The sequence below is a fragment of the Flavobacterium sp. B183 genome (assembly GCF_023539155.1).
Classification (GTDB): domain Bacteria; phylum Bacteroidota; class Bacteroidia; order Flavobacteriales; family Flavobacteriaceae; genus Flavobacterium; species Flavobacterium tructae.
In genome coordinates, this window is record NZ_CP097434.1 from 5,286,562 (window position 1) to 5,305,906 (window position 19,345).

The following is a 19,345-nucleotide window of genomic DNA, read 5'->3' on the forward strand; positions in this document are numbered from 1 at the left end:
TTAATTACTAACTAAACCGTAAAAAATGACTCCTTTTATAGCAGAAATTTTAGGCACAATGATTATGATTTTATTAGGGAATGGTGTTGTGGCAAACGTCTTACTTAAAGATACCAAAGGAAACAATTCAGGTTGGATGGTGATTACATCAGCTTGGGCATTTGCCGTTTTTGTGGGTGTTACTATCGCGGGACCAATTAGCGGTGCTCATTTAAATCCTATTGTTACACTAGGTTTGACCCTAATTGGAAAATTTAACTGGAATCTGGTTCCTGCTTACATCCTTGCTCAAATGATTGGAGCAATGTCAGGTGCTTTTTTAGTTTGGTTGTCTCACAAAGATCATTTTGCAGCAACAGAAGACGAAGGAACTACGCTTGCCTGTTTCTCTACCTCGCCGGCAATCAAAAACAATCTCTCCAACTTAATCAGTGAAGTAATTGCGACTTTTGTCCTATTATTTTCAGTCTTTTATATTGCCGGACCGAGTTTACAAATCGCAACCGATGCTAACGCAACAATTGGTTTAGGAACTATTGGAGCACTTCCGGTAGCAATAGTCGTATGGGCAATTGGTCTGTCATTAGGAGGAACTACAGGTTACGCCATAAATCCCGCAAGAGATTTAGGTCCGAGAATCATGCATGCTATTTTACCTATAAAAGGAAGCAGTAACTGGACGTATGCCTGGATTCCTATTGTAGGCCCCATAATTGGTTCGGGATTAGCTGCCGCACTATATCTGGCAATTAATTAATGCTTAACACACTGAGAGTTCTAAAATTTAGGGCTCATGGGTTTCTCCTATTGTGAGATCGCGTGAGGGATAGAAGCTATCTGCCGAAGCAGTGCGGATAGCCCGACAGCATCCTGATAAGAGGGCGTATAAGCACAACGCAACTTTGCCCTCTTATCGGGATGGTGGCACGCCCTGCTCACTATTTAATTATTTCTTTATATAAGATTTTACCAAGGTTTAATTTTTTGAAAAAGCTTAGTTCGTTTTAAATAAACATTAAATAATTCACAAATCTTACAATAAATTAAAAACTTATAGTATTTTTACTCTAGTTCTATAGGGTTTGCGAAGTTTTAAATCAGCGTTATTTTTAATTAACAAAAAATTAACGATACATTTGTATATACAAATATGAAAAGTTATACATTTGTATATACAAATTATACACTTACGACTATGACAATTGAAGAGGTTATAAAAAGTACAGTTAAGATGGATAATGCGAGAAAAGTTATTCTGAATATCATGTACACGCAAAATGTGATTCAGGATCATTTCAACGAATTGATAAAACCGTATGATCTGTCCGGAGAGCAATATAATGTACTGCGTATATTAAGAGGACAAAAAGGAAACCCTGCTAATATGTGTGTGATACAGGAGCGTATGCTGGCCAAAACGAGCAACACGACCCGATTAGTAGACAAATTATTATTGAAAGATTTCGTTACCAGAAATGTTTGTCCCGGTAATCGACGCAAAATTGAAGTTTTAATCACCCAAAAGGGACTGGATGTATTGAAAGAATTAGATCCGAAAGTAGACGAGCACGAGCGTTTGTTTGCCAAGAACATAAGCCCTGAAGAATTAGAATTATTAAACCAATTATTAGAGAAATACAGAACCCAACAAAATTAAAATTATGAGTACATTATTAGACAATCTAAACTGGAGATATGCAACAAAGAAATTTGATGCCACCAAAAAAATATCTTCACAAGATTTAAACACTTTAAAAGAAGCTGTTAGATTAAGTGCTTCTTCATACGGATTACAACCCTACAAAGTTATTATCGTTGAAAATCCGGAAATCAGAGAAAAATTAAAAGCTGCTGCTTACGGACAGACACAAATTACAGATGCTTCTCAAATATTTATTTTCGCAAACGACTTAAATCTTGGAGCGGATTCTGTAGATGCTTACATCAATACCATCAGTGAAACAAGAGGTGTTCCTGCTGACGCTTTAGGCGGATTCAGTGACATGATGAAAGGTACTATTTCAAATCTTTCTGTTGAAGCTAAAAATATCTGGACAGCAAAACAAACTTATATCGCTTTAGGTACATTATTGAGTGCAGCATCTGAATTAAAAATCGATGCGACTCCAATGGAAGGGTTTAATGCTGCTGCATTTAATGAAATCTTAGGTTTTGACAAATTAGGCCTAAACGCTTCTGTTATTGCAACTGTAGGTTACAGACATGATGAGGACGAAACTCAACACTACAAAAAAGTTAGAAAATCACACGAGAATTTATTTATCACTATATAATTATTATTAATCAAAATCAATTTTAACAAAATGAAAAATTTAAAGACAATTGCAATAGCATTATTCGTAGCAGTAGCTGGACTTTCAGTAAACGCACAAACTAAAAAAATCGACGTAAAAGCAAGTACTATCAAATGGGTAGGTAAAAAAGTAACCGGAGAGCACTCAGGAACTGTAAACTTCAAAGAAGGAGCTGTAGTTTTCAAAGGAAAAAAATTAACAGGTGGTAACTTCACTGTTGATATGACTTCATTAACAGCAACAGATTTGACAGGAGAGTACCAAGGAAAATTAAACGGTCACTTAAAAGCTGACGATTTCTTTGGAACTGAGAAATTCCCAACTGCAAAATTAGTTTTCAAAACTATCGGAGCAAAATCTACTGATGTTTACACAGTAACTGCTGATTTAACTATTAAAGGAATCACTAAACCTGTAACTTTTGATATCGCTGTGAAAGGAAATACTGCTACAACAGCTTTCAAAGTGGACAGAACTAAATACGACATCAAATACAACTCTGGTAACTTCTTCCAAAACTTAGGAGACAAAACTATCAATGACGAATTTGAATTGACAGTAGCTTTAAAATTCTAATAGCATAAAAAAAACAGCAATTCTTATTACTATAAGAAAAACCCCATTAGTTTAACACTATTGGGGTTTATTTTTACATTTTTCCCAAAAAAATAACATTCATAATATTCCCCTAACGCTTTCGTAATACCATACTGGGCTTTGATTAACATTGGCCTTCTACTTTTGAACTTATTAAAAATCAAAAACTAGAAATCAAAATCATAGTTATGAAAGCAAAAATACATCTTATAGTTGTCACGGTTCTTAGTACTTTTTTTCTACAGGCACAACAACAGCCTAAAGGTATTATTGGTACCTCAAACTGGATGAACAACTGGACCAATTTTAAACCTGCCAATACCGAATATAGCGAAGCCACAAACATTATTGCAGGTACCATTAACAAAGACACCAAACTCCTTAAACGCAATACATATCAATTAGTTGGAGTTGTTTACGTTACCAACAATGCCGTATTATCTATCGAACCGGGAACTGTAATAAGAGGCGACGATAAAACATGTGGAACTCTGGTCATTACAAACGGATCAAAAATTGTAGCCGAAGGTTTAGAGACAGACCCTATTGTTTTTACTTCCAACAAAGAAACGACCCAAAGAAAACCGGGAGACTGGGGTGGAATTATCATTTTGGGAAAAGCACCAATCAACACCCTTGGAGGAGTACATACTTTACCTTTTGATCTGGAACCAATGCTAAACCACTACGGCGGTCAGGATGCCGAAGACAACTCGGGAGTTTTAAAATATGTACGAATTGAATATTCCGGACGAAAACTAAGTGCTGCCAAAGAACTTAACGGACTTTCGCTTGCCGGAGTAGGGAAAAAAACTATTTTAAGCAATATTCAGATTAGTTACTCTAATGATGACTCTTTCGAATGTTACGGAGGAGATTTAAACCTGAACAATTTGGTTTCTTATCGCACCACCGATGATGATTTTGATTTCACTCAGGGTGCACAAATCAACATCAATAACAGTATTGCCATTCGTCATCCCTTTTCATCGGATATTTCGGGCTCAAGATGTTTTGAAGTTGATTCTTATGACAAAATTGGAAATACAGACATGAGCAAAAAATTGACTAAAATTAATGCCAGTAATATTACGCTTATAAATCTGGAAGAAAACAATCAGGGACTCGTGAGAGAATCTGTTTACGTCAGAGAGAACACTTTTTTTAATTTTACGAACAGTATTGTTTCCGGATTTACACCTTTTGTTCTGCTGGAAGGAAACATTGGAAACGGCGAGGTTAACTTGGGGAAAATTACCTTCAAAAACTTAATCGTAAATAATTGTAATGGTGGAATCACAAGCGAAGCCGGCGGAGCAAATGCTGCAATTGAAAGTTATTACAACAATCCAATTTTTGACATTAACTTTACTAAAATCAAAAACAGCGAATTGTTTACAACACCAAATATCAAAGGAAGTCCGGACTTTAGGATGAACGTAAACAACACCATAGCCATTGGTAACTAAGGCCTTAAAACAACCTGGCAGCGACAAAATTTAACAAATTTTAAAATTTAGAAAAGTTTTTTTTGACTTTTTATGTCTTGTAATTCAAATTACATTTATATATTTGTGAAATCAAAATAAGATATGAAAACAATAATGAACAATACTTGGTGGTGGAAGAATTTACGTCAAACGTCGTGAACAAAGCTTCCTATGGTATTGTAAAACTATAAATATAAAAGGCTTGTCATCACGACAAGCCTTTTTTTTTGGTCTAAACTCTGATAAGAAAATCTATTAAAAATAAAAAAAACGAAATACTTTGAAACCATTTACACTCAACACACACTACAAACAAATTCTGGCAGACACCATTACACCAGTAAGTGTTTACTTTAAAATCCGGGACAAATTCCCAAATAGCTTACTATTGGAAAGCAGTGATTATCACGGAAATGACAACAGTTTCTCTTACATCTGCTGCAATCCCATTGCAACCATTAAAATTGAGAACGAAACTATTTCAAAAACTTTTCCTGACGGAACTAAAGAACGAATCTCTATCGACAGTTCAACGAATATTCCGGAAATTATTCAGGAATTTTCAAGCCAATTCCAATCAGAGAAAAATGATTTTAAATTTATCAATAATGGTTTATTTGGATACATCTCTTACGATGCCGTTCGTTATTTTGAAAAAGTTTCGATTGCCAAAAAAGACAGAGCTACTTTAATTCCCGATGTGTTTTATGCTGTTTATCAAAATATCATTGCCATCAATCACTTTAAAAATGAAGCGTACATTTTTTGTCATAGTGTTGATGGAAGAAATAATATTTCGGAGATCGAACAATTGTTACAATCCAGAAATATAGCCTCTTATAAATTCACCAAGGAAGGTGAAGGTTTCTCTAATTTAACCGATGAAGAATTCAAACACAATGTAACTTTAGCCAAAAAACACTGCTTCCGTGGAGATGTTTTTCAACTGGTACTTTCACGTCGTTTTACACAAGGTTTCAAAGGCGATGAATTCAACGTATATCGTGCCTTACGAAGCATAAATCCTTCTCCGTACTTATTCTTCTTCGATTATGGCGATTTCAAAATATTTGGATCTTCACCTGAGGCACAAATAATTGTAAAAAATAGAAAAGCCGAAATTCATCCTATAGCGGGAACTTTTAAAAGAACCGGAAATGACGAACAGGACGCTGTTTTAGCCAAACAACTTTCAGAAGATAAAAAGGAAAACAGCGAACACGTGATGCTTGTCGATTTGGCCAGAAATGATTTAAGCCGAAATGGACATGATGTAAATGTTGAAAAATACAGAGAAGTTCAGTTTTTCTCGCATGTAATTCATTTGGTTTCAAAAGTAACAGGTTATCTACATGAAAAAGCAACCACTATGCAGGTGGTAGCCGATACTTTCCCGGCAGGAACTTTAAGCGGAGCTCCAAAACACAGAGCCATGCAACTGATCGAAGATTATGAAAAAACAAATCGTAATTTCTATGGAGGAGCCATTGGGTTCATGGATTTTGAAGGTAATTTCAATCACGCTATTATGATTCGAACCTTCCTGAGTAAAAATCATCAATTACACTGCCAGGCTGGTGCCGGAATTGTTGCCAGTTCTGATGAAGAAAGCGAGATGCAGGAAGTTTACAACAAACTAAGAGCCTTGAATACAGCCTTAGAGATGGCGGAGAAAATATAAGTCATTTTGTTTCAGGTTTACCTGCGTTACAACAACTTGAAACTTGAAACTTGAAACTTGAAACTTGAAACAAAAAGAACCTGAAACTTGAAACAAAACTAAAAAACAACCATAAACACAACCTAAAAACGATGAAGAACATTATTCCATTTTTGATTGCCATTGTATTATTTACTTCCTGCGAAGTTAAAAAAGAATCGAACACACTTTCTTTAAACGGAACCTGGCGTCTGATATCAGCTGAAACCACCGAAAAAGATTCTACGTTCTCGACTTTCAATCCAAAAACAAAAATGATTAAAATTATAAATGATAGCCATTTTGCTTTTTTCAATCATGATTTAAATAACGGTAAGGATTCAACAAATGCAGTTTTCTTTGGCGGAGGCGGAAAATACACTCTAAAAGACAGTATTTATACCGAAAATCTGGAATACTTCAATAACCGTCAATGGGAAAACAATAAGTTTGAGTTTGTTGTAAAAATTAAAAACGATACGCTGATTCAAAAGGGAATCGAAAAATTAGAAAAATTAGGGATCGATCGTATTATCACTGAAAAATATGTTCGGGAAAAATAAAAATTAGTTTCAGGTTTTCTTTGTTTCGGGTTTCAAGTTGTTGAAATCTGAAACCTGAAACCTGAGACTTGAAACAAAAAACACAATGAAAAAAATATTAGTTATAGACAATTACGATAGTTTCACTTATAATTTAGTACACTATCTGGAAGATTTGAACTGTGAAGTTACGGTATACAGAAACGATGAGTTTGATATTGATGAAATCGCCTCTTTTGAAAAAATACTTCTTTCTCCAGGCCCCGGAATACCGGATGAAGCGGGATTATTGAAAGCCGTGATTCAAAAATACGCTCCAACAAAAAGTATTCTAGGCGTTTGCTTAGGACAACAAGCTATTGGAGAAGTTTTCGGAGGAACACTTTCAAACCTGGACAAGGTATACCATGGTGTCGCTACAAATGTAAAAACAGTTGTTTCAGACGAAATTTTGTTCGAAGGTTTAGGCAGTGAATTTGAGGTCGGTCGATACCATTCCTGGGTTGTTGATGCCAACTTACCAGATGTTCTTGAAGCCACTTCAGTTGATGAAAACGGACAAATCATGTCGTTAAGACACAAAACTTTTGATGTAAGAGGTGTACAATTTCATCCGGAAAGTGTTCTGACACCAAAAGGAAAACTAATTTTAGAGAATTGGATTAAAAGCTAGTAAAAAATAGTTTCAAGTTTTAGGTTATTGGAACGTGAAACCTGAAACTTGAAACAAACTCAAAATTCTCTACAACTTAGAACCTTAGCAACTTAAAAAAAATGAAAAACATACTAAATAAATTAATCAATCACGAAGTGCTTTCGAAAGAAGAAGCCAAAGACGTGTTGATCAATATCTCAAGCGGGGCTTACAACCCAAGTCAGATTTCGGCATTTTTGACTGTATTTATGATGCGAAGCATTACCATTGATGAGCTTTCCGGATTCCGCGAAGCTTTATTAGAATTGTGTATTCGTGTGGATTTATCGGCCTACAACGCTATTGATTTGTGCGGAACGGGTGGTGACGGAAAAGATACTTTCAACATTTCGACTTTAGCTTCATTCGTAGCTGCCGGAGCAGGAATAAAGGTAGCAAAACATGGAAATTATGGGGTCTCCTCTATTTCGGGATCAAGCAACGTGATGGAAAAAATGGGAATAAAATTCAGCAACGATCCGTCATTTTTAGAAAAATGTATCGATCAGGCAGGAATTTGTGTTTTACACGCTCCTCTATTTCACCCAGCCATGAAACATGTGGGACCAATCCGAAAAGAGCTGGCTGTAAAAACCTTTTTTAACATGTTAGGTCCAATGGTAAACCCATCTTTCCCTAAAAATCAATTAGTTGGTGTTTTCAATTTAGAATTAGCGAGAATGTATGCTTATTTATATCAAAACACTGATGTTAATTTTACCATCCTTCATTCGCTTGACGGTTACGACGAAATCTCATTAACCGGCCCAACAAAAATCATTACAAGCGATATGGAAGGCATGTTGAAACCGGAGGATTTCAACGTTCGTCTTTTATCACAAAGAGAAATTGAGGGAGGAAGAACCATCGAAGAATCAGCCGATATGTTTGTCAGTATTATTTCCGGAAAAGGAAGTGAGGCTCAGAATAATGTGGTTTGTGCAAATGCCGGAATGGCCATTTCAACCGTAACCAAATGCTCACCTCAGGAAGGTTTTAAGCAGGCCAAAGAAAGTTTGTTTTCCGGAAAAGGACATCAAGTGCTTAAAAAATTACAAGAACTAAGTAAGTAAAAAATATAGTTTCAAGTCTTTTTTGTTTCAGGTTTCAAGTTGTTGAAACCGGGAACTTGAAACCTGAAACCTGAAACCAATAAAACAATGAACATTTTAGATAAAATAATTGTAGATAAAAAACGAGAAGTCGTCCTTAAAAAATCAATCATTCCCGTTTCGCAATTGGAAGCTTCTGTGTTTTTTGGAAGAGAAACGATTTCTCTAAGTCAAAAACTGAAGACAAGTTCGACAGGAATAATTGCGGAGCACAAACGCCGTTCACCGTCTAAATCTGTAATCAATCATAGCTTCACAGTAGAAGAAGTTGTTAAAGGATATGAGAATGCCGGCGCCTGTGGAATTTCAGTTTTAACCGACGGGAAATACTTTGGCGGTTCATTAGACGATTTACTTCTGGCAAGAGCAACTGTAAATATTCCTCTTTTGCGAAAAGAGTTTATCGTCGATGAATATCAGATTTTAGAAGCCAAAGCGTACGGAGCCGATTTAATTTTACTGATTGCAGCCGTTTTAACCCGCGAAGAAATCAAATCGTTATCGGAATTTGCCAAGCAATTAGGATTAGAAGTTTTACTGGAAGTACACAATCAGGAAGAATTAGAGAAATCTGTAATGCCAAGTTTAGATATGATTGGCGTGAACAACAGAAATCTGAAAACTTTTGAAGTAAGTCTGGATTTCAGCAAACAGCTGGCCGCTCAAATCCCGAATGATTTTGTAAAAGTTTCAGAAAGCGGAATTTCATCTATTGAAGCCATTTCGGAATTAAGACCTTATGGTTACAGTGGTTTCTTAATTGGAGAAAACTTTATGAAAACAGACAATGCCGGTCAGGCAGCAACTGAATTTATTAGACAGCTGTAGGCTGTAAGCTTTAAGCCGTAAGCTGAAAACCGAAAAACTTTCTTAACATTACTAATTTAGCCTAAAGCTTATTGCCTAAAGCTTAAAGCATAAAAATAAAAAAAAATGAAACTAAAAATATGCGGTATGAAATATCCCGACAATATACTCGAAACAGGAACACTCCTGCCCGACTATATGGGATTTATTTTCTGGAAAAAATCCGCACGTTATTTTGACGGAACAATTCCGGAATTGATTCATACCATCAAGAAAACCGGTGTTTTTGTAGATGAAACGGTTGATAACGTACTATCAACAGCAGACAAATATCATTTACAGGCCGTTCAGTTACACGGAAAAGAAACCGTAGAATTTTGCCAGGAACTGAGAGCTAAGATCGATGCCAAAATTGATGTGACTATTGAAATCATAAAAACATTCTCGATAGATGAAAATTTTGATTTTGAAGTTCTGACACCTTTTGAAAAGGTTTGCGATTATTTCCTGTTTGATACAAAAGGAAAATTACCGGGCGGAAACGGAACCACTTTTGACTGGAAAATATTAGAAAATTATAAATCTGAGAAGCCAATCTTTTTGAGTGGTGGCATCGGAATTGAAGAAATACCTGCAATAAAAAACCTCAAAGTGCCTATTTATGCTATCGACGTAAATAGTAAATTTGAGACAGAACCAGGATTAAAGAATACAAGTCTATTAAGAAAGTTTCAGAAAAATCTAAAACCTGTTACTTTAAACCCAAAACAACTATACAATGAATTATAATGTTAACGAAAAAGGATATTACGGAGAGTTTGGAGGAGCTTACATTCCCGAAATGCTTTATCCGAATGTAGAAGAATTACGTCAGAATTATCTAAAAATAACAAGCGAACCAGATTTTAAAGCAGAATTTGACCAATTACTTAGAGATTATGTAGGTCGTCCTAGTCCGCTTTATTTCGCAAAACGTTTGTCAGAGAAGTACAATACCAAAATTTATCTAAAAAGAGAAGATTTAAATCATACTGGAGCACACAAAGTCAATAATACTATTGGACAAATTCTGGTTGCCAAACGTCTGGGTAAAAAAAGAATTATCGCTGAAACTGGTGCCGGTCAGCATGGTGTGGCGACCGCTACGGTATGCGCTTTAATGGGACTGGAATGTATCGTGTATATGGGTGAAATTGACATCGCGCGCCAGGCACCAAACGTGGCACGTATGAAAATGTTAGGCGCAGAAGTACGTCCGGCACTTTCAGGTTCCAAAACATTAAAAGATGCTACCAATGAAGCTATTCGTGATTGGATTAACAATCCTGTAGATACACATTATATCATAGGCTCAGCAATTGGACCACACCCCTATCCTGACATGGTTACCCGTTTTCAAAGTGTTATTTCAGAAGAAATCAAATGGCAGTTAAAAGCAAAAGAAGGACGTGAAAATCCTGATTATGTAGTGGCTTGTATTGGTGGAGGAAGTAATGCGGCCGGAACTTATTATCACTTTCTGCATGAACCTGAAGTGGGGATTATTGCCGTAGAAGCTGCCGGAAAAGGTGTAGACAGCGGTCACAGCGCCGCCACCAGTAAATTAGGAAAAATGGGGATTATTCACGGTTGTAAAACCCTTTTAATGCAAACTCCGGACGGACAAATCACCGAACCGTATTCTATTTCTGCCGGTCTTGATTATCCCGGAGTTGGTCCTATGCATGCACATCTGGCGCAAACCGGTCGCGGGGAATTCTTTTCTGTAACTGATGATGATGCAATGAATGCAGGTTTACAGCTGACCAAACTGGAAGGAATTATTCCGGCAATTGAAAGTGCACATGCCTTTGCTGTTTTAGATCAGAAGAAATTCAAACCAAGCGATATCGTAGTGATCAGTCTTTCCGGTCGCGGAGATAAGGATTTAGACAATTATATTGAATATTTTAAATTGTAATAAAATAGCAACTATGGAAAAGTTATTCTCTTACGGAACATTGCGATCAAAAGAAATTCAGATGCGTCTTTTTAATAAGGTGTTAACCGGAACCCGAGATCAGCTTCACGGTCACAAACTAAAAAGTCTGCAAATCGAAGAAGAATTTGGAATGGCGGACTATGTTGTAGTCGTACCAAGCGCAACCTCTACGGATCCTATACACGGTGTTGTTTTTGACGTCACAAATGCCGATTTGGCTAAAGTAGATCTATTCGAATCTAATGCATATAAAAGAGTTCAGGTAACCTTGAATTCCGGAACAGTTGCCTGGATTTATATCGAAAACAAATAATTCTATACCATGATTCTGGCAGCAGCACAAACAAAACCATTCCGTGAGGATATTGATTCCAACTTATTAGAGCACTATCGGCTTATCGAACTAGCCGTTCAGAATGGAGCAAAATTAATTGCATTTCCTGAAATGTCAATCACAGGTTATGAAAGAGCATACGCTCAAAAACTGGCCTTTCAAAAAGACGATTCGAGATTAAATCATTTAAGAAAATTAGCCGTAGAAAACAATATCGTCATCATTGCAGGAGCGCCAATCCAAATTGAATCAGCATTATTTATCGGCGAATTTATTATTACTCCAGACAATTCTGTTTCGATATACACTAAGCAATTTTTGCATGAAGGAGAAGACGATTTTTTTCAATCTTCGTTTGATTATAATCCGATGATTGAAATTGAAAATCAGAAAATTTCATTTGCTATTTGTGCTGATATCGACAATCCACTGCATCCACAAAATGCATGTAATAGAGAAGCAAGTATTTATATTGCCAGTATTTTCTTTTCGCCAAATGGGATTCCAAATGCTTACAGGCATTTACAAAGTTATGCCGGGAAACACCAATTAAATGTGCTGATGTCTAATTTCAGCGGCGAATCGTGGGGATCACCATCAGCCGGACAAAGTGCTTTCTGGAATAATAAAGGTGAACTTATTGGGCAGATGAACGATACAGATACCGGACTTTTATTGGTAGAATATCAAAACGAAAACTGGACTAGTAAAGTTGTAAAAAAATAGTACAAATCCCTTAATCCGGGAGAAGATAAAATTTAAACCTATCTAACTTTTGTTAGGAGAAAAAATAAAAACAATGAACAGAATAACTCAAAAATTACAAGAAGATAAAAAGATTCTTTCTATTTATTTCTCAGCGGGATATCCCAATTTGAATGATACCGTTCCCATCATTCAGGATTTAGAAAAAAATGGTGTTGATTTAATCGAAATTGGCTTGCCTTTTAGTGATCCTTTGGCTGATGGACCAACCATTCAGGCAAGTTCAACACAGGCACTTCACAATGGAATGACTACCCAAATTCTTTTCGATCAGTTGAAAAACATCCGCGAAAGCGTAAAAATTCCGTTAATTATTATGGGATACTTTAACCCGATGCTGCAATACGGAATCGAAGAATTTTGTAAAAAATGTGCCGAAATTGGTATCGACGGCTTAATTATTCCGGATTTACCAGTTGATGTTTACGCAGACGAATACAAAGTAATTTTCGAAAAATACGGTTTAATCAATGTCTTCCTGATTACCCCACAAACGTCAGAAGAACGTATACGTTTTATTGACAGCGTTTCAAATGGATTCATTTATATGGTGAGTTCTGCCAGCGTAACGGGTTCTCAGGCCGGTTTCGGAAATACTCAGGAAAGTTACTTCGAAAGAATTGCCCAAATGGATCTTAAAAACCCACAAATCGTAGGTTTTGGAATTTCAAATAAAGAAACCTTCAATCAGGCTACTAAATTTGCTAAAGGAGCCATTATAGGAAGTGCCTTTATCAAACATTTAAGCGAAAACGGCTCTGGAAAAATTGAAGAATTTGTTGGCGAGATAAGATAATTAATTTTTCTACTAAATATAGTAATACCGTCTGGTTTGTCATTTCTACGAAGGAGACACGAGCGATAGCGAATGACAAAGTAAATCACACTCGTAATTCGACAAAGATTGACTCTTATGTATGAGGATTTCTTATGTGATTTCTCCCTTCGGTCGAAATGACAAAAAAACATTAAAAGCTGAAAACAGTACTGTTTTCAGCTTTTTTTTGCACAAAATTATCAAACTTAAACAATGTTAATATTTTGTTAAAACAAAATTAAACAACTGTTTAAATTAAACGGTTGTTTAATTTTGTACCCGATTAGAAACATTACCATGTCAAACTTCGAATTAAACGATAAAAAAATTCAAATTCTGGAAGTTGCAGAAAAGCTATTTTCTGAAAAAGGATTTGAAGGGACTTCGATACGGGATATCTCAAAACATGCCAAGATTAACATTGCCATGGTTTCGTATTATTTTGGTTCAAAAGAAAGACTACTTGAAGCCTTAATCATTTACAAGACATCTGATTTAAAGTTGAAGCTCGAAAATTTATTACTGGAAAATATCGAACCTATCGATAAAGTCAATAAATTAATCGAAATTTACATCACCAGAATAAGCTGTAATAAAGGGATTTTCAGAGTTTTACATTTTGAAATCAACGCAAAAAAAAGGGAAAAAAGTTTTATTGCCTTCACAGAACTAAAAAAGGGAAATCTAAAATCTGTTGAAAGTATTATTAAACAAGGTCAGGAAAAAGGGGTTTTCAGAAAAGATGTTATCATTCCGCTCATCACTCCAACAATTATCGGAACCTTTTTTCACTTTCATATGAACAAACCTTTCTTTGAAGAATTATTAAACTTAAATACCGAAGAATTGTATAATAATTATATAAAAACCAGTCTTACAAAGCACATTCAACAAACTATAAAAGCGCTACTTGTTTATGAAAATTAGTCAATTAATGCTCTTTGGGGTTTTCTTCATCGGAATTTCGTCAATAGAAGCACAAGAGAAAACAAGTTTAACCTTAGGCGAGGCCGTACAAATGGCCTGGGAAAAAAGTAACGAAGTTACACTTGCCAACTCTAAGGTAAACACAAAAAAATACGAATTAAAAAGCGTAAAAGACAATCAATATCCGGATATTAAAATTTCCGGTCAATACCAACGTCTTACGAAGGCATCGATTAGTATGCCAAATCAAAGTGAAAATGCCTCTATTGCATCTCCGGACAGAGCAATGTTTGGAATGGCAACTTTGAGTCTTCCTTTATTTTCAGGATTCAAAATTCAGAATAGTATTGAAGCCTACGATAACTTATACGAAGCGGAAAATGCTACAGCTGCCAAAACAAAAGAGGATGTTGCTTTAAAAGTAATTACCTATTATACTGCTTTGTATAAAGCTCAAAAAACATTAGATGTTTTAAATGAAAACCAAAAAAGTGCGAAACAACGTGTTACTGATTTCACAGAATTGGAGAAGAATGGAATTATTCCAAGAAATGATTTATTAAAGTCTCAATTACTGGTTTCAAAAACGCAATTATCTATTGATGAAGCGACTAACAATCTTAACAATATCAACTTCTATCTAACCACTTTATTAAAGTTAGACCCTAACACGAAACTGCAGGTTAATGAAGCTGATTTTTTCAACTTAAAAACTAGCAATGCACCAACATCAGATGCAATAGCTCTTGAAAACAGAAAAGATTTGGAAGCAATTCGTTTGCAGCAAAAAGCTACTGAGTCAAATATCAAAGTAGCAAAAGCAGCCTATTATCCTACATTAGCCTTACTTGGCGGTTATACAGCTCTGGACCTTAAAGACATTATAACGGTAAGATATGCTATGAACTTTGGATTAGGTTTAACTTATGACTTATCCGGAATTTACAAAAACAGTGCTCATGTACGAGTAGCGGAAAGCAAAGCTATGGAAGTTAAAAATAGTGAGGCTGTAATGACGGACCGTATTAAAGTTGAAGTTCAAAAATCAATTGAAGATTATGATTTGGCAATCAATCAAAGTGTGGTTTACGATGAAGCTCTTCAACAGGCAAGTGAAAATTACAGACTTGTAAAAGATAAGTTTGACAATGGTTTATCAGATACTAATGATTTGGTTGAAGCTGACGTTGAACAATTAAGCGCTAAAATAAATACCGCATTATCAAAAGCTACTATCATTCAAAAATATTACGAATTACTTTCGGTATCCGGACAATTATCACAATCATTCAATCTTTCTAAAATATAATCGACAGCTCTCATGGAAAAGAAAAAAACAAATACTAAATTCATCATTATACTAGCCGTTTTGGTTTTAGTGGGCGGAACTTACGGAATAACTAAGTACATGCATTCTTTAGCTCACGAAGAAACGGACGATGCTCAAATAGAGAAAAAAATGAATCCGATTATTCCAAGAGTATCGGGATATATTAGTAAAGTATACGTAAAAGATAATGATTTTGTAAAAAAAGGGGATACTTTGTTTACGATTGATAAAAGAGATTATCAGTTAAAAATCGATGAGGCTAATGCTGCCTTATTAGGTGCTGAAGGACAATACGAAGCTGCAAAAGCTGATATTGGAAGCGCTAATGCAAGCATCTCTGTATCGGACGCGCAAATGAAATCTGCAACAGGTTCTATCGAAAGCGCAAAAATCAGATTAAGACAAATTACAAACGATTACAACCGTTACAATAATTTGTACAAAACACATACGATTACAAAACAACAATACGAACAGGCTCTATCTGCAAAAGAAGAAGCTGAAAACCAGGTACGTGTTTTGCAAGATCAACAACGAGCTAGTTCTTACCAGAAATCAGTAATTCAATCGAAATCAAAAGTTTCTGACAAACAAACTGAAGTAGCTTCCGCTAATATCAAAAAAGCGAAAACAATGTTAGACGTTGCTCATTTAAACCTTAGCTATACGGTTGTAACTGCTGCAATTGACGGACAGGTTTCTAAAGTAGATATTCAACCGGGACAATTAGTTCAACCGGGACAATCTTTATTTTACATCATCAACAACAATGAAGCTTGGGTTGTGGCTAACTTTAAAGAAACGCAATTGAACAAAATGGTTGCCGGACAAAAAGTAAGTCTAAAAGTTGATGCCTATCCAAACTACGAATTTAAAGGAACGGTAACTTCTTTTTCTCCTGCAACAGGATCACGTTTTTCTTTATTACCTCCTGATAATGCAACAGGTAACTTCGTAAAAACAATTCAGAGACTACCAGTAAAAATTAGTTTAGACGAATCAAACGATCCGGAGAAAGTAAAATTACTAAGACCAGGGATGAATGTTGATGTAGATGTACATTTAAAATAAAATAATGGCAGCAGTACAAGCAGACGAAGATTTAGTAGAATACGGATACAGACGTGTCATCATTACGATTACGGCAGTACTTTGTGCCTTGCTTGAAATTGTAGATACAACAATTGTAAACGTAGCACTAACAGACATGCGAGGTAGCCTTGGCGCTACTTTAACTGATGTGGCCTGGGTAATTACAGCATACGCCATTGCGAATGTGATTGTAATTCCGATGACGAGCTGGCTTTCACAACAATTTGGAAGACGTAATTATTTTGTGGCTTCTATCATAATATTTACAGTCTGTTCCTTTTTATGTGGAAACGCTACCAATATTTGGGAACTGGTAGCTTTTAGATTTGTTCAGGGTATGGGTGGAGGTGCCTTACTGGTAACAGCACAAACCATTATCACCGAAAGTTATCCTGTAGCAAAACGTGGAATGGCTCAGGCTATTTACGGAATGGGGGTAATTGTTGGACCAACTTTAGGACCGCCATTAGGAGGATATTTAGTAGACAACTACTCCTGGCCTTATATTTTTTACATTAATATTCCATTGGGGATCATCGCTACAATTTTAGCGTTAACGTTCGTAAGAAGTCCTAAATATGGAGAAAAATTAAAAGCCAATCAGGTTGACTGGTGGGGAATTATATTGCTTGCAGCCTTTATCGGGTCTTTACAATTCGTTCTGGAGCACGGGCAACAAGACGATTGGTTCAACGATTCAACTATCATAACTTTAAGTGTGGTTACGGTTTTAGGATTGGTCTTATTTATCTGGAGAGAGCTTACTTATAAACATCCAATCGTAAACTTAAGTGTTCTAAAGGACGGAAATCTTAGAATAGGAACCGTAATGTGTTTCATTCTTGGTTTCGGTCTGTACGGATCGACTTTAATTATACCAATCTACACGCAATCTATTTTAGGATGGACCGCAACAGATGCCGGATTATTATTGATTCCGGGATCTATTACCACAGCAATCATGATGCCTTTTGTCGGGAACATGATTCAGAGAGGAGTTCCTCAGGGATATATGGTTGGAGTCGGATTTTTGGTGTTCTTTTTCTTTACCTTTATGATGCAGACCCGTATGACTCCTGATACCGGAGTTGAACATATGTACTGGCCTTTAATTCTGAGAGGAATCGGTTTAGGATTGCTTTTTGTACCTATTACTACACTCTCTCTATCTACCTTAAAAGGAAAACATATTGGTGAAGGAGCTGCTTTTACCGGAATGATGAGACAATTAGGAGGTTCGTTTGGTATTGCCATTATTACCACGTTTATTACTCGTTTAGGACAGGAACACCGAGTGAACTTACTAACCAATTTAGATCCTGCAAAATATGAAGTACAGCAGCGTATTGCAGGAATGCAAAGAGCTTTTATGTCTAAAGGATATAGCGCAGACGTTGCACTGAAAAAAGCTTACCAAGCCATTGAATATTCTGTAATGAAACAAAGTACCGTAATGGCTTATATGGATATCTTCATGTATTTGGGAATTATGTTCTTATGCTGTATTCCAATTATTCTTTTAATCAAAAAAGGAAAAAACAAGATTAATCCTGCTGATGCAATGCATTAATAATAATTGATTTATAATACGTAAAAACGCCGAATTCAAAAATCGAATTCGGCGTTTTTCTTTTAAATATATTTGATCCATCATAAAGGGATTAAAATCCCTCCCTACAATATGATTCGAGCCTACTGCTCTTCAAAAAATCTCAGAAACTTAGCATCTTAGTCACTTAGAACCTTTAAAAAAATCTATCTCGTAAACACCAAATGATTTCCCTTCGAAAGATTACCATCAAACTGATACCCTTCATAATTAAATCCTTTTAAGTCTTCAATAGTTTCAGCATTAGTATCAATAATATAACGCACCATCATCCCTCTTGCCTTTTTGGCAAAGAAACTGATCATTTTGAGTTTTCCGTCTTTATAATCTTTAAAGTCCGGTGTGATCACAGGAACTTTTAAAGCTTTTACATCTACTGCAGAGAAGTACTCGTTACTCGCTAAATTGACAAACAACTCTCCCTTAGATAACTCTTTATTTAATGCTTTTGTCACGGTTGGTTTCCAAAACTCGTGCAGATTTTTATACTCCCCTACCGGTAATTTTGTTCCCATTTCCAGACGGTAAGCCTGCATTAAATCTAATGGTTTCAAGACTCCGTAAAGTCCCGACAGAATTCGAAGTTTGCTTTGAAGAACATCCAGTTTCTCCACCGGAATAGAATAAGCATCTAAACCCGTATAAACGTCTCCATCAAAAGTATAGACCGCCGGACGGGCATTTTCAGGTGTAAATGGTGTTTTCCAATCCTGATTTCTTTTCCAGTTCAAATCTGATAGCTTAGCTGAAATCGACATTAATTCAGATAACTCAGCAGGTTTTTTAGTCTTTAAGATTTTATGAACTACACGTGCTTCTTTTAAAAAATGAGGTTCTGTATATTGAGTAGTAGGTAATTCTTTTTCGAAATTCAATGACTTTGCAGGCGATATAACAATTTTCATGTGTACATTTTTATATACTCCAAAAATACAAATTGAATTTTTAAAAATAACAGATCTGAATTGATTTGTTCGATCGCATTATAAAGGTTCCTTTTCGCCACAGATTAAAAGGATTAGAAGGATCAAAAAAAACTGTGAAAATCCTTTTAATCTGTGGCAAAAAAAATGCAAAAATTCGCGGAATTCATGACAAACCAGTTTTCCTCTTTTCCATTTCAACAAAAATTGATGCTTAAAACCTAGAATTTCTTCAAAAAAGTGAGCAATAGATTGTATTAGGCATTTTCTATGTTGTAAATTTGCAGTCGTTCATTCTCTTCTTGAATAAA

Annotated in this window: 20 protein-coding genes; 19 read left to right on the plus strand and 1 reads right to left on the minus strand. The window is 35.7% G+C overall.

Annotated elements, in window-relative coordinates; all coding sequences use genetic code 11:
* Positions 1-25 precede the first annotated feature (25 nt).
* The 19 genes from M4I44_RS21620 (at position 26) to M4I44_RS21710 (ending at position 18,072) form a co-directional block, all read left to right on the plus strand.
* Positions 26-757, plus strand: a complete 732-nt coding sequence (locus M4I44_RS21620; RefSeq protein ID WP_249966083.1) for an MIP/aquaporin family protein — start codon at positions 26-28, stop codon at positions 755-757.
* 438 nt (positions 758-1,195) lie between these two features.
* Complete coding sequence (locus M4I44_RS21625; RefSeq protein WP_017495265.1) at positions 1,196-1,657, plus strand: MarR family winged helix-turn-helix transcriptional regulator; 462 nt, start codon at positions 1,196-1,198, stop codon at positions 1,655-1,657.
* A gap of 4 nt (positions 1,658-1,661) precedes the next feature.
* On the plus strand, positions 1,662-2,294 hold the full coding sequence (locus M4I44_RS21630) for an NAD(P)H-dependent oxidoreductase (RefSeq protein WP_249966084.1): 633 nt from the start codon (positions 1,662-1,664) through the stop codon (positions 2,292-2,294).
* Between the two features lie 30 nt (positions 2,295-2,324).
* Positions 2,325-2,891, plus strand: a complete 567-nt coding sequence (locus tag M4I44_RS21635; RefSeq protein ID WP_017495263.1) for a YceI family protein — start codon at positions 2,325-2,327, stop codon at positions 2,889-2,891.
* A 209-nt stretch (positions 2,892-3,100) separates the two neighbouring features.
* The gene (locus M4I44_RS21640; protein ID WP_249966085.1) at positions 3,101-4,381 is read left to right on the plus strand and encodes a hypothetical protein; all 1,281 of its coding nucleotides are present in this window, start codon (positions 3,101-3,103) and stop codon (positions 4,379-4,381) included.
* Between the two features lie 301 nt (positions 4,382-4,682).
* A complete protein-coding gene (locus M4I44_RS21645) occupies positions 4,683-6,083 on the plus strand; it encodes an anthranilate synthase component I family protein (protein ID WP_249966086.1) in 1,401 nt (466 codons plus the stop codon).
* Between the two features lie 131 nt (positions 6,084-6,214).
* Positions 6,215-6,664, plus strand: a complete 450-nt coding sequence (locus M4I44_RS21650) for a hypothetical protein (protein WP_249966087.1) — start codon at positions 6,215-6,217, stop codon at positions 6,662-6,664.
* 85 nt (positions 6,665-6,749) lie between these two features.
* The gene (locus M4I44_RS21655; RefSeq protein WP_249966088.1) at positions 6,750-7,316 is read left to right on the plus strand and encodes an aminodeoxychorismate/anthranilate synthase component II; all 567 of its coding nucleotides are present in this window, start codon (positions 6,750-6,752) and stop codon (positions 7,314-7,316) included.
* 101 nt (positions 7,317-7,417) lie between these two features.
* Complete coding sequence (gene trpD, locus M4I44_RS21660) at positions 7,418-8,410, plus strand: anthranilate phosphoribosyltransferase (protein ID WP_249966089.1); 993 nt, start codon at positions 7,418-7,420, stop codon at positions 8,408-8,410.
* A gap of 87 nt (positions 8,411-8,497) precedes the next feature.
* Positions 8,498-9,277: an indole-3-glycerol phosphate synthase TrpC gene (gene trpC, locus M4I44_RS21665; protein ID WP_249966090.1), complete on the plus strand. Its 780-nt coding sequence runs from the start codon at positions 8,498-8,500 to the stop codon at positions 9,275-9,277.
* A gap of 105 nt (positions 9,278-9,382) precedes the next feature.
* Positions 9,383-10,045: a phosphoribosylanthranilate isomerase gene (locus tag M4I44_RS21670; protein WP_249966091.1), complete on the plus strand. Its 663-nt coding sequence runs from the start codon at positions 9,383-9,385 to the stop codon at positions 10,043-10,045.
* Positions 10,035-11,216: a tryptophan synthase subunit beta gene (trpB, locus tag M4I44_RS21675; protein WP_249966092.1), complete on the plus strand. Its 1,182-nt coding sequence runs from the start codon at positions 10,035-10,037 to the stop codon at positions 11,214-11,216. Before M4I44_RS21670 ends, trpB begins: the two co-directional genes overlap by 11 nt.
* Before the next feature lie 13 nt (positions 11,217-11,229).
* A complete protein-coding gene (locus tag M4I44_RS21680) occupies positions 11,230-11,550 on the plus strand; it encodes a gamma-glutamylcyclotransferase family protein (RefSeq protein ID WP_017495254.1) in 321 nt (106 codons plus the stop codon).
* Positions 11,551-11,559: 9 nt separating this feature from the next.
* The gene (locus M4I44_RS21685; RefSeq protein WP_249966093.1) at positions 11,560-12,297 is read left to right on the plus strand and encodes a carbon-nitrogen hydrolase family protein; all 738 of its coding nucleotides are present in this window, start codon (positions 11,560-11,562) and stop codon (positions 12,295-12,297) included.
* Between the two features lie 73 nt (positions 12,298-12,370).
* On the plus strand, positions 12,371-13,132 hold the full coding sequence (gene trpA / locus M4I44_RS21690) for a tryptophan synthase subunit alpha (protein ID WP_249966094.1): 762 nt from the start codon (positions 12,371-12,373) through the stop codon (positions 13,130-13,132).
* Positions 13,133-13,450: 318 nt separating this feature from the next.
* Complete coding sequence (locus M4I44_RS21695; protein ID WP_249966095.1) at positions 13,451-14,080, plus strand: TetR/AcrR family transcriptional regulator; 630 nt, start codon at positions 13,451-13,453, stop codon at positions 14,078-14,080.
* Entirely contained in the window at positions 14,070-15,389 is a 1,320-nt protein-coding gene (locus M4I44_RS21700; RefSeq protein WP_249966096.1) for a TolC family protein, read from the plus strand. The genes M4I44_RS21695 and M4I44_RS21700 overlap by 11 nt, the downstream gene beginning before the upstream one ends.
* Positions 15,390-15,401: 12 nt before the next feature.
* Positions 15,402-16,481, plus strand: a complete 1,080-nt coding sequence (locus M4I44_RS21705; RefSeq protein ID WP_070907414.1) for an HlyD family secretion protein — start codon at positions 15,402-15,404, stop codon at positions 16,479-16,481.
* A gap of 4 nt (positions 16,482-16,485) precedes the next feature.
* Positions 16,486-18,072 (plus strand): MDR family MFS transporter, encoded by a 1,587-nt coding sequence (locus M4I44_RS21710; RefSeq protein WP_017495248.1) that lies wholly within the window; start codon positions 16,486-16,488, stop codon positions 18,070-18,072.
* A 185-nt stretch (positions 18,073-18,257) separates the two neighbouring features.
* Here the strand turns inward: M4I44_RS21710 and yaaA are convergent, their stop codons facing one another.
* Positions 18,258-19,016, minus strand: a complete 759-nt coding sequence (gene yaaA, locus M4I44_RS21715; RefSeq protein ID WP_089076435.1) for a peroxide stress protein YaaA — start codon at positions 19,014-19,016, stop codon at positions 18,258-18,260.
* Positions 19,017-19,345: the final 329 nt, after the last annotated feature.